The organism is Thiorhodococcus minor, from assembly GCF_010820565.1.
Taxonomy (GTDB): Bacteria; Pseudomonadota; Gammaproteobacteria; order Chromatiales; family Chromatiaceae; genus Thiorhodococcus; species Thiorhodococcus minor.
The window spans coordinates 1-11278 of the sequence record NZ_JAAIJQ010000125.1 but is presented as its reverse complement, the minus strand read 5'-3'; the positions used below and the strand labels follow the sequence as shown (position 1 = coordinate 11278).

Here is an 11278-nt window from a genome sequence, read left to right as displayed (position 1 = left end):
AAACCCCAAAACCCTACACCCCCCCCCCCCCCCCCCCCCCCCGCCCCCCCCCCCGCCCGCCCGGCGCCGCCCCCGGCGGCCCCGCGACTCGGGAGCTTGGGAGCACGCAAGCAGGAGCGCCCAGCCAGCGGGAGAGCAAGCGCAGCCGGCCAGCGCGGGGCTAGATGGGGCGCATCACGCGCCCAGATCCTTGAAATTCCTGAGGTAGGCGGAAAACCGCTCGCCGAGCTCGGGGTGGGCAAGTCCGAACTCGACCGTGGCTTCCAGATAGCCCAGCTTGCTGCCGCAATCGTAGCGCTTGCCTTCAAACGGGTAGGCGATGACCGGCTCGTCCTGCAGCAGCGCGGAGATCGCATCCGTCAGCTGGATCTCGCCGCCCGCACCGGCGGGGGTCGACTCCAGCTTCTCGAAGATCTTGGGCGTGAGCAGGTAGCGCCCGACCACCGCCAGGTTCGACGGGGCATCGGCGGGAGCCGGCTTCTCGACCATGGAGACGACCCGCATGGTCCCGTCCGCATCCGTCTCGACCTCCACGATGCCGTACTTGTTGGTCTCCTCGCGCGGGACCTCCTGCACGCTCAAGACGCTGCAGCCGTGCTTGGCATAGACGTCGGCCATCTGCTCCACGACACCCTTGCCGCTCGTGCGGATGAGGTCGTCCGCCAGGATGATGGCGAAGGGCTCGTCGCCCACCACCGGCTTGGCGCAGAGCACGGCGTGACCCAGCCCCAGGGCGACGGATTGGCGGACATAGGTGCAGTCCGCGTGGCTCGGAAGCACATTGCGGACGATCTTGAGCAGCTTGTCCTTGCCCGCACTCTCGAGCTCGTGCTCGAGCTCGTAGGCGACATCGAAATGGTCCTCGATCGAGCGCTTGTTGCGGCCGGTGATGAAGATCAAGTGATCGACACCCGCGGACTCCGCCTCTTCCGCCGCATACTGGATCAGCGGCTTATCGACGATCGGCAGCATCTCCTTGGGACTCGCCTTGGTCGCGGGCAAGAAGCGCGTGCCCAAGCCTGCAACCGGGAATACTGCCTTGTGGATCTTGGCCATAGCTTTCCTCTCGAAACGAAATAAGCGTGCAGTCTAGACAGAGCGCAAGCTCTGATCGATCTCAAGCATTGCGCTCATGGGATCAGGGGCCTGGGTGATCGGACGGCCGATCACCAGATAGTGCGCGCCCGCGGACACCGCCTGAGCGGGCGTCATGACGCGCTTCTGATCGCCCGCGGCCGCGCCGGCCGGGCGCACCCCAGGCGTCACCAGCAGAAACGCGCTCCCCAGCTCGGCTTGCACCGGCTCGACTTCCAACGGCGAGCAGACGATGCCGTCGAGCCCCGCCTCACGCCCGAGGCGAGCGAGCGCCAGCACACGCTCCTCGGGGCTTCCCGGACAGCCGACGGCCGCGAGATCGCCCCGGTCGAGACTGGTGAGAACCGTCACCCCGATCAGCAAGGGCGGGGCACCAAGCCGGTCGAGGCGCTCACGCGCCGCCGCCATCATCTTGGGCCCTCCGGAGGCGTGGACGTTGACCATCCACACGCCGAGGTCAGCCGCCGCGGCGCAGGCCGCTGCGACCGTGTTGGGGATATCGTGGAATTTGAGGTCCAGGAAGACCTCGAAGCCGCGCCGCTGAAGGCGCTCGACGAAGCTTGGCCCCAGGCGTGTGAAGAGCTCCTTGCCGACCTTGAGACGGCATCGGCCCGGATCGAGCTGGTCGACCAGGGCGAGCGCCGGGGCCTCGGCCGCATAATCGAGCGCGACGATGATGCGCTTTGAATCAGACACTAGCTCCGCTCTGCTCCTGTAGTGAAATGAGGCTTGGGGATCAGACCCGCGCGGACTCGGGAGGACACTCGGATTCCACGGCAGCGCACGAAATCTCCTCGGGCAGCACGGGCAGCACGGTTCCCCAGCACTTGCAGCTGGGACAGTGCCAATGCAGAGCGCGTGCCTGGAACCCGCACTTCTCGCATTGATACACCGGCTGGCGCGCCAACAGCTGCCGCGCGACCCCGTGGGCGACGTGGATGCGCTGACCCTCGGGCGAATCCGTCGGCGCCCGGTGCGCCTCGAGCTCGAGCAGACGCTCCAGCCCGGCCAGGTCCGCGTAGCGAGTCAGATAGCCAGTGAGCAGGTCCAAAGCCGCCTCGGGCCCCCGCTCCTCGGCAAGGAGATCGCACAGGCTCAGCATGAGCGGCGGACTCGCATACCGACGCGCAAGCGCCTCCAGACGCTCCAAGACATCGTCATAGCCCAACCGGCGCATGGCCTCGATCAAGGCCGGCAGAATCTCCGGCACATAGGCCGCGCCGCGATCCGCGACACGCCCAAACAGCGCGAGCGCGCGCTCGGCATCGCCTTGCTCGAGCGCCATGAGCCCCTCCAGCATCATGGCGCGCACGCAGTTGGGATCCGCCTGCTGGGCGGATCCCAACTGCCGCTGCGCCCCGGCAGCGTCGCCCCTGCGCCGGGCATCCTCCGCCAGCTCGCAGTAATACTGCGCGGTCTCGACGATCATCGCCTGGTCGCAGCAGGTCTTGAGACGCTCCGCCACCTCCAGGCACTTCATCCAGTCGCGCTCCTGCTGGTAGATGTCCCGCAGGGCTTGGAGCGCGCGTTGCTGATGCAGGCCACGCTCGACCAGCTCGAGGAAGAGCCCCTCCGCGCGATCCAGCAGCCCGGCCCGCATGTAGTCCTGCCCCAGCTCGAAGAGCGCGAAGCCCCGCAGCTCAGGACTCAAATTGCGACGCTCGACCAGATTCTGGTGCAGCCGAATGGCCCGCTCCACCTCGCCACGCCGACGGAACAAGCTGCCTAGCGCAAGATGCGTCTCTGCCGTCTCGCCGTCGACCTCGGCCAGCTTCAGAAAGGTATCGATCGCCTTGTCCGGCTGCTCTTCGAGCAGATAATTGAGGCCACGCAAGAAGTCCGGATGTGTCGGGCCGACCCCTTCCGCATGAGAGCGCAGCTCGCGACGTGCCAGCCACCATCCGGAGGCGGCCGCAACCGGAAGCAGCAGAAAAAGCGCTTCGATCATGAGCTCAAGTCACCTCTAACGACAGCGCGCCCGAGGGCTAAGCAAACCGGCCCCACCGATCGAGACGCCCCTTCCGATGCGACGGCAGCGGATCGAGGATTTTGGGATCTGTCTCCACACGCCGCATCATACAGACTAGCGTCCCGAGGCGCATGGCTGGAGGAGCCGGCCGCGCGCCGCCCCAAGCGTGCATCCAGCGATGCTGGAGGACGTCGACGGGGCCTCGCCGAGCCCGGCCCGATCGATACCAACCGCGCCATGCGGCGATTGCCGGAAATGCGTCTACCAGATGGCGCCGGACTGAGATCCGCCTCCAAGGGGCGCTGGCAGCAGCATAGCGGGGCTATCTGACTGGCGGAGCGACACAGAAGGCGGGCGTCTAGATAGGCCAGATGGTACGAACATTGACAGAAATCGCCTGAGAAGCTCGCGCCACGAAAGACCGAGCCACGGAAAACACAAGCACGGAGATCCAACGACACCATGAACCAGCTCGCGGGGAGAATCCTCATCATCACGGGAGCCGCCGGCAACCTGGGCCGTGCCACCGCCAAGACCTTCGCCGCCGCGGGAGCGACGCTGGCTCTGGTCGACCGCGACCCCAGGGCACTGCAGCAGCTGCAAGATGAGCTACCGACCGGCAGCGCGTTCGCCACCTTCGCGCTCGACTTGCTCGACCCACGCCAGCCGGTCGAGCTCGGGAAAGAAGTAAGGTCGTCGCTAGGCCAAATCTACGGGCTCGTCAATATCGCGGGAGGCTTCGCGATGGGGCCGACGGTCGATGAGACGACGCCCGAGGACTGGGATGCCATGCTGAGCTTGAACCTGCGCACCGCCCTCAACTGCGCGCGCGCCGTCATCCCCCACCTCCGCGAGGCCGGCGCAGGGCGCATCGTCAATGTGTCCGCGCGCGCGGCGACGCGGGGCGCCGCTAACATGGCACCCTATTGCGTCTCGAAAGCCGCGATCGTCACACTGACCGAGAGCCTTGCCGAGGAGTTGAAGCATGCCGGCATCACCGCCAACTGCATCCTGCCGGGCACCCTGGATACACCGCAGAACCGGGCCGCAATGCCGCAGCAGGATCGCTCGACCTGGGTATCGCCCGATGCCGTGGCAGATGTCATCCTGTTTCTCGCATCCCACTCCGCGCGCTGCGTCACCGGCGCAGCCATCCCTGTCTACGGACGCTCCTGAGCCGATCACCGCCATGCCACGCACCCAGCAACACGCTTCTGAGACCGCACGCGCCATCATGTGGCGCACGCCGCCGACTCGCCAACAGCGCAGCCGGGCCAAGCGTCCCCATCGGCTGCGCCGCCTGACCGCCTTCGTCCTGATGAGCGCCCTGGCCAGCGCCGCAAGCGCGATCGACCTCGATGCGCAAACGGAGCAACTGCTCGTCGAGGCCGTGGAAGCAGCCGCCGATCTCGACCTCTATAACGCCCGCTGCCGCGGCGACGTCTCAGGCCGCGCGATCGACAACCTGAACAAGCTCATGGTCGGGAAGCTGCGCACCACAGTGCTGTCGGTGCAGGACGACCTCTTTCCGGAGCACAGCTACCGACGTGCGCAACAGCGCCTGGAAGCCGACTTCCTCGCCCGGCTGCGGGAGCTGAACGGCTGCCCCGGCGCCAAGGAAAGCGGGCTACCGCAAAGGCTCAGAGATGTGTATCAAGACAAGCTAGGCGCAATCCGCGCCCTGCCTTGAAAGCCCGAGTCGCCCGCAACCGGCTACGACATGCCCGGCTCCGTAGGAGCCCGCTTGCGGGCGACTGGCACCAAGCCTCTCGTGAGTCGCCTAATCGCGAAACAGACTCAATCCCTCGGCGAGCTTGCCGAGGTTGGATTCGATCGCGTAAGGCAAATCGACGGCTCCCGCGTAGACCAGCCCCGCCGAGGCATCCCACACCGGACGTCTGACGAAGACACCATCGACGCCGGTCGGACCGCGAGCGATCCCGCTCTGGGTCAGATCCTTGTCGCCGGTATCCACATAGAGCCGGATGCACATCTGGGCCTGATTCTGATAGTCGCAGCCGAAGGCGCTGATGAACATGACGCCGTCCACGGGCTCCCCCGCAACCGTGCAGGCGCCTACGCCCTGCGACAGGAAGTCCGCCGCCGCCTGCTCGCCGGTCTGCCCCGCAGCGAGTGCAGCGGATGGCGTCGTATGCGAGAAGGTGGCGCCCTCCTCGGCATGCGCGACAAGCTGATCGCCAAGGTGCGCATAGAGGATATCGGCCTGCGCGACCGTGAAGGAATCGGCACGGAATCTCATGAAGGTGCAGAGATTTCCCGATGCGTTGTAAACGAACGAATGGCCCACGTACCACTCGGGTGCGGCCATGGCGGACGAGGCCACCAGCATCGTCACCACCGCGACGAGATTTCGGACAAGAACGCGCATTCGACACCTCTCTGTGGTCAATGTAGTCAGGGAGCGGCACCCCTGGAGCGGGCCCCCATCCTTTCGTCGAAGCCCAAGACAGACTCGATGGGAAGTCTCGCGACAGCCTCGGACAAGGTGACGACCTCGGCTCGGCTCTCGCCAGATCATCTCCCGAGGGCACTGCTGGTAAAGGAAACCTCCGGAAAGCGTCATGAAGACACCGGCTTCGAGATCGGCGACGGAGGAGCACAGCGAGACCTCCATCACCACATCCCGATAATATGCGCTAGAGTCCAACCGGTCGAACAGGGAAAATTGAGCGCGGAAGGCCTCGCGGCGGGGCGTCGCTCACACCGGCCGCGCCACTTGACGCTGGCGCGCGGAGAGAGTCAACCTAGCCGAATTGTGTTTGGCGCGACGGCATGAGCCTCGAGATGGTTACAGCGCGGTTCTTACTGGTCTTGGGCTTGCTTCTCGGGACTGGCTCGGCCTGGACCGACGCATCCGGCGGCAGCCCCACGCCCGCAGGCTTCAGAATCGGCGTTATCAGCGAGCGATCCGGCGCGCCCAGCCATGCCATCGCACAATATGGGCCGATGCTCGACTACCTGCAGGATGCGCTGCGCCACACTGAAATTGCGGTCTCCGAGCTTGCCGTTGCCGAGCACCTGGAGGAGATGCGCGGCTGGATCGCCGCCGGACAGATCGACGCCCTGTTCGAGAGCCTCATCCCGAGCTTGAAGCTTGAAATCGAAACGGCCCGGATACGGCCCAGGCTGCTCGTCTGGCGCAAAGGCCAGCGCGTATATCGAACCCTGTTTTTCACCCGTCAGGACAGCCCCATCCGACAACTGCAGGATCTGCGCGGCCGAAGCTTAGCGGTCGAATCGGCGCGCTCGACCTCCGCCTTCTTCCTCCCCAAGCTGACGCTCGAGGCATGGGGCATGCACTTGAGGCCGGAGGGCTCGCGGCGCTCTCCCGAGGACATCCTCTACAGCTTCGCCGGCTCCGAGCTCAATCAGGCCTACTGGGTCGAGCGCGGCAAGGCAGACGCCGGCGCCTTCAACGATGGCGACTGGACACGCACGCCGCGCACGCTGCGCAAGCGCCTGCGTATCTTTCATAGGACACCGCCGCTCTTGCGCTACCTCCTTTCCTTCCGCACGGATTTGCCTGCTAGCATTCGCGAGCCAGTCGAGGCCGCGCTCCTGGCCATGCACAAAGACGCGGCGGGACGCGGCACCCTGACGCGGGCGAGCCGCATCACACGGATCGAGCCCTTCACCGACGCCGACAGGGCACAGCTCGAGACCTGGCGAGCAAGACTCGCCGATCGCCCCCACTAGCCGATGCCGCAGACGATCCGGGGTCGCCTGGCCCTCCACTTCACGCTCCTGATCACCGGGCTCATGCTGGTCATGCTCGCATTGACCGGCTGGCTCGGCTACGGGATGGTCAACGACCTGCGCCCGCGCCTGCAGAGCATCTTCGCGGAGACCCAGACGCTCAACGAGAAGAACGTCCTGCTCAACAGCGCCAGCTATCTCAGCGAGCACCTCTTCCCCCACCTCTACGGCCTGGACGTCTCCGCCCTCAACAAGGAGATCGACCTGGTCAGGGAATGGCTGCCGATCCAGTCCTTCGTCATCACGGACGCCAACGGCCGCATCGTCACGGATGGCAGCCTCACCAACCATGGCTATGGCCAGCCACATCCACTGCCGCAAGAGCCCCTGCCCGGCCAGCCGATCCTGGAATCCCATCCCGAGAGCAGCACGCTCAGCTTCGCCGTCGGCGCGGACAATCGCATCGCCGGCTACGCCGTCGTCGCGCTCTCCAGAGCCGCGCTACAGACCTCGCTGCACATGCTCGACGAGCAGGTCACGCGCCAGTGGGAGCGCGCCAGCCTCAGCCTGCTGCTCGGCGCCGGCCTCATCCTGCTGCTGGTTGGAGGCATCGCCGCCATCCTCATCTGGCGGGTCGCGCAATCGCTCAGCCAACCGATCACCGAGATGGTGGCCGCGGCGGAAACCTGCGCCAACGGCAGCCTGGACATCGCCTTGCCCGTGCGCAGCAACGATGAGCTAGGACACCTCGCACGCGCCCTGAACACCATGGCCAAGGAGCTCCGCGTCAGCCATCGGCGCATGCGACACCTAGCCAACTATGACGTCCTCACCGGGCTCCCCAACCGCCACCTCTTCCACGACCGGCTGCGCCATGCCCTGCACGCCGCCGACCGCAACGCCCGACAAGTCGGCCTGATGTTTCTCGACTTGGACGGCTTCAAGACCATCAACGACTCGCTCGGCCACGGACTCGGCGACGAAGTGCTCAAGCTCGCCGCGTCGCGCCTGCGCGAGACCGTGCGCGCCAGCGACACCGTCGCCCGCCTGGGCGGCGACGAGTTCACCGTGGTCGCCGAAGGTGTCCATGGCATCCCAGACCTGCTCGGCCTGGCGGAGAAGCTGCTCGCCATCCTCGCCCGCCCCTATCGCATCCAGGACCACCAGCTGCAGCTCTCGGCCAGCATCGGCATCACCCTCTACCCCCGCGACGGCGCCACCCCGGACGCCTTGCTGCACAGCGCCGACAGCGCTATGTACGAGGCCAAGCGGCGCGGCAAGAATGCCTACTGCGTCTTCACGCCCGAGCTCGACCTCAACAGCCAGGGTCGCCTCAGCCTGGAGCGCCACCTGGAGCAGGCCCTGGAGACCGGGCAGCTCGAGCTGCACTACCAGCCGCAGGTCCACATGGCCTCCCGGCGTCTGACGGGCGCCGAGGCACTGCTGCGCTGGCGCGACGCGGACGCCTCGGCCCAGCCTGGCGAGCTGATCGCCCGTCTTGAAGACGCCAGCATCATCGCGCGGATGACGGCCTGGGTCCTCGCCGAAGGCTGCCGGGCGCTCGCCCAGTGGCGCAGTCAAGGCCTGCCCGAGCTGCGACTCGCCATCAACTTGGCAACTCAGCAGCTGACGCACCCCGACCTGCCCGAGATCGCACGCGACGCACTCGCAGACAGCGGCCTCCCGGCGGATGCACTGCAGATCGAGCTCACGGAGAACAGCCTGCTCAACAGCACCAGCAGCAGGCAATCCATCGAGCGGCTTCAGGGGCTCGGCGCACAGCTTGCCATCGACAACTTCGGAACCGGGTATTCGTCCGTGGTCGACCTGCACAGACTCGCCATCGACACCCTCAAGATCGACCGCAGCCTCATCCAGAACATCGCGACGAACGAGGACAGCGGCCTCATCACTGCCGCCCTCATCTCGCTCGCCAAGCAGCTCGGCATCAGAACAGCGGCTCAGGGCGTGGAAACCCAAGCCCAGTGGTCCGTCCTTCACGCCCAAGGCTGCGACATCGCACAGGGGTTCCTCATGTCTAAGCCGCTTCCTGCGGACCAGCTGCTGGACTGGGTCCAGATCTATTCCCGCACGGCAGATCAGTGGCCCAAGTACGTTCTCACCCAACCACAGCACTTCACCGCCTCCTCGGCTTAGCAGTAAGCTGAGCACTTTGGCGATGCGACAGCTCGTCCGGCCTCGCTCAGGTCGGCCGCCCGATCCGTTGGAGCGTCGCCCCGGCGCGACAAGGCCCGCGCCGACCGCCCCAGTCGCGCCAAGGCGGCGCTCCCACAAGATGCTGGCCAGGCGATACGCCCAGGAGCCCCCGGCTCAAGGACTAAACCTAAAAGAGCAGTTGAACCGCAAAGGGCACAAAGAGCGCAAAAGATTTCAACACCTTGTCTACGAAGCGATGCTCACCCAGAGGGTGAAGCGACGTAGCAATGCAAGCCTCTGTTTTTCTTTGTGTCCTTCGCGCCTTTGCGGTTCCAATTGCCGAATCTAGGCTAAAAGTTGCGCCGACGGGCGCGACCGGTGACATTAGCCCTCTCACACCAACCCCCGGCCGACGATCCCAGAGCCATGGCGCAACCAGACCGTATCTCACGCAAGAGCTTCCTCAAGCGCTTCAGCGACGTGGTTCAGGGCATGGACAATTGCGAGGACGTCGACCTGCGCGGCGCCCTGCGACTCACCGACGAGAAGGTGCGCATCCCGGCGCCTGCCGTGCCACTGCAGCTCCTACTGGGCGGCGAGCAGGGCTATCGGCTGCACCTCTATCCGGAGCTGCGCTTCGACGAGGACGGCGCGCTCGAGCACCAAGGCGACTATCTGCTCTTCGACCCCACCACCTACTTCTCGGAGATCAGCGGCTTCCTGCGCCTCAGTCCAGGCGAGTCCATCACGCTCGGTCGCCAAGACGCCTGGCAGCGCGCCTTGCTGCGCTACCCCAAGGTCGTGGACACCAAGCACCTGCGCCTGAAGCTCTCGCAGAAAGGCCTGGCGATGAAGCGCAAGTCGGACCAGACGAGCGCCTGCGTGGCCCCGCTCACCGCCGAAGACCTGATAGAGCGCATGGCGCGCTGGCGCCGCAAGCAGGTCGAGTGCCTGCATGAGATCCTCGGCGGGCCCATCGCGCCGCTTGGCCGCCAAGAGGCCCTTGCGCTCATCGAGCGCGTCCTCGAAGTCATGCAGCGAGAGCCCTACCGCGTCGAGAACGACCACGGCCGTCCGAGCGGACTCCTCGCCCTGCCCGAGCGCCCGCATCCCATCATCGTCGGCGACCTCCACGCCCGCATCGACAACCTCCTGGTCATCCTCACCCAGAACGGCTTTCTAGAGGCGCTCAAGGATGGCAGCGGGGTCCTCATCATCCTCGGCGACGCCGTGCAGCCGGAAACCCCAGGCGAGGAAGACCAGATGGACACCTCCATGCTGATGATGGACCTCATCTTTCGCCTCAAGCTGAGATTCCCCACGCGCGTCTTCTACCTGCGCGGCAACCACGACAGCTTCTCCGAGGAGATCAGCAAGGCAGGCATCCCCCAGGGACTCCTCTGGGAGCAGGCCCTGGAGGACAAACGCGGACGCAAATACCGCAACGCCATGCAGCGGCTCTATGACCATCTACCCTATGTCGCGGCATCCGCCGGCTATGTCGCCTGCCACGCCGGCCCACCCACCGGCAAGCTCTCCTGGGACGCCCTGACCGACATCTCCCAGAACCCCAAGCTCGCGCGCCAGCTCACCCATAACCGCCTGCGCCGACCCAACATCCCCAACGGCTACACAGCCACGGACGTCAACCGCATGCGTAAGCGTCTCGGCGTCAAGCCCGAGACGCCCCTAGTCGTCGGCCACACCCCCCTCTCGGACGACGGGACCTACTGGACCGACGCTGGCGGTATCCCCAACCACCACGTCCTCTACAGCGCCGCCCCCGACTGGGTCAGCGTCATCACGCGTGCGGACAAGAAGCTGCTTCCGCTGGTCTATCCGACGGAGCCCATGCTCAACGTCTATAACCGCTACGCCAGTATGAGCCGGCCCGGCCTCTAGCGCAGAATCTCCCTCCGAGCCTCACCCCCGTCATCGCTGCCAACCAGACTCACGCTCGGAGTGTCTGCCTCCAGACGGCCCAATCCTGACCACCAGCCCCCAGCCCCCCCTGTCGGAGCCTCCAGGAAACCCTCCGGCAAGGGTCCCGATACTGCCCGCACCAGGTCGAAAATGCCCGAGTCGCCCGCAAGCGGGCTCCTACGAAGACGGCGCCGTAGGAGCCCGCTTGCGGGCGATGCCTCCGGGAGACGCGGGATCGATGAGCCATCAGGGGCGCCAGGCTCTCATCCCCCCAGGCGTTTGCGGAGCATCATGGGCTTCCCGAGTGCCATGGGTTGTCCTGATTAGCAAGATTCCTCAGTTGACGGAGCCAGCGCTCGGGACGTGGTCCGATGGCGACTGCGGCGACAAGCAAGCGATTGTGAATCCTGTCGAGGT

At 66.0% G+C, this 11278-nt stretch carries 9 protein-coding genes; 5 read left to right on the top strand and 4 right to left on the bottom strand.

Annotated elements, in window-relative coordinates; translation table 11 throughout:
* Window positions 1-174: 174 nt before the first annotated feature.
* From galU to lapB, 3 genes are read right to left on the bottom strand one after another with little or no spacing between them, the layout of a single operon-like run.
* A complete protein-coding gene (gene galU / locus G3446_RS24255) occupies window positions 175-1056 on the bottom strand; it encodes a UTP--glucose-1-phosphate uridylyltransferase GalU (RefSeq protein WP_164456182.1) in 882 nt (293 codons plus the stop codon).
* Window positions 1057-1089: 33 nt separating this feature from the next.
* A complete protein-coding gene (gene pyrF / locus G3446_RS24250) occupies window positions 1090-1791 on the bottom strand; it encodes an orotidine-5'-phosphate decarboxylase (RefSeq protein ID WP_164456180.1) in 702 nt (233 codons plus the stop codon).
* Window positions 1792-1831: 40 nt separating this feature from the next.
* Window positions 1832-3043, bottom strand: a complete 1212-nt coding sequence (gene lapB, locus G3446_RS24245; RefSeq protein ID WP_164456178.1) for a lipopolysaccharide assembly protein LapB — start codon at window positions 3041-3043, stop codon at window positions 1832-1834.
* A 483-nt stretch (window positions 3044-3526) separates the two neighbouring features.
* On the opposite strand from lapB, the gene G3446_RS24240 reads away from it, so the two are divergent.
* Entirely contained in the window at window positions 3527-4240 is a 714-nt protein-coding gene (locus G3446_RS24240; protein ID WP_164456176.1) for an SDR family NAD(P)-dependent oxidoreductase, read from the top strand.
* A gap of 13 nt (window positions 4241-4253) precedes the next feature.
* Window positions 4254-4754: a hypothetical protein gene (locus tag G3446_RS24235; protein WP_245232734.1), complete on the top strand. Its 501-nt coding sequence runs from the start codon at window positions 4254-4256 to the stop codon at window positions 4752-4754.
* Between the two features lie 90 nt (window positions 4755-4844).
* On the opposite strand, the gene G3446_RS24230 is transcribed toward G3446_RS24235, so the two are convergent.
* Window positions 4845-5453, bottom strand: a complete 609-nt coding sequence (locus tag G3446_RS24230; RefSeq protein WP_164456174.1) for a hypothetical protein — start codon at window positions 5451-5453, stop codon at window positions 4845-4847.
* 404 nt (window positions 5454-5857) lie between these two features.
* On the opposite strand from G3446_RS24230, the gene G3446_RS24225 reads away from it, so the two are divergent.
* The 3 genes from G3446_RS24225 to G3446_RS24215 all read left to right on the top strand — a co-directional run bounded on the left by G3446_RS24225 (window position 5858) and on the right by G3446_RS24215 (window position 10840).
* Window positions 5858-6781, top strand: a complete 924-nt coding sequence (locus G3446_RS24225; protein ID WP_164456172.1) for a phosphate/phosphite/phosphonate ABC transporter substrate-binding protein — start codon at window positions 5858-5860, stop codon at window positions 6779-6781.
* Window positions 6782-6784: 3 nt separating this feature from the next.
* On the top strand, window positions 6785-8938 hold the full coding sequence (locus tag G3446_RS24220) for a putative bifunctional diguanylate cyclase/phosphodiesterase (protein WP_164456170.1): 2154 nt from the start codon (window positions 6785-6787) through the stop codon (window positions 8936-8938).
* A 426-nt stretch (window positions 8939-9364) separates the two neighbouring features.
* The gene (locus G3446_RS24215; RefSeq protein WP_164456168.1) at window positions 9365-10840 is read left to right on the top strand and encodes a metallophosphoesterase; all 1476 of its coding nucleotides are present in this window, start codon (window positions 9365-9367) and stop codon (window positions 10838-10840) included.
* Window positions 10841-11278: the final 438 nt, after the last annotated feature.

Coding starts and splice junctions, on each gene's coding strand:
- galU (WP_164456182.1), bottom strand. CDS start 1,056: ATGGCCAAGATCCACAAGGCAGTATTCCCGGTTGCAGGCTTGGGCACG.
- lapB (WP_164456178.1), bottom strand. CDS start 3,043: ATGATCGAAGCGCTTTTTCTGCTGCTTCCGGTTGCGGCCGCCTCCGGA.
- G3446_RS24240 (WP_164456176.1), top strand. CDS start 3,527: ATGAACCAGCTCGCGGGGAGAATCCTCATCATCACGGGAGCCGCCGGC.
- G3446_RS24235 (WP_245232734.1), top strand. CDS start 4,254: ATGCCACGCACCCAGCAACACGCTTCTGAGACCGCACGCGCCATCATG.
- G3446_RS24230 (WP_164456174.1), bottom strand. CDS start 5,453: ATGCGCGTTCTTGTCCGAAATCTCGTCGCGGTGGTGACGATGCTGGTG.
- G3446_RS24225 (WP_164456172.1), top strand. CDS start 5,858: ATGAGCCTCGAGATGGTTACAGCGCGGTTCTTACTGGTCTTGGGCTTG.
- G3446_RS24220 (WP_164456170.1), top strand. CDS start 6,785: ATGCCGCAGACGATCCGGGGTCGCCTGGCCCTCCACTTCACGCTCCTG.
- G3446_RS24215 (WP_164456168.1), top strand. CDS start 9,365: ATGGCGCAACCAGACCGTATCTCACGCAAGAGCTTCCTCAAGCGCTTC.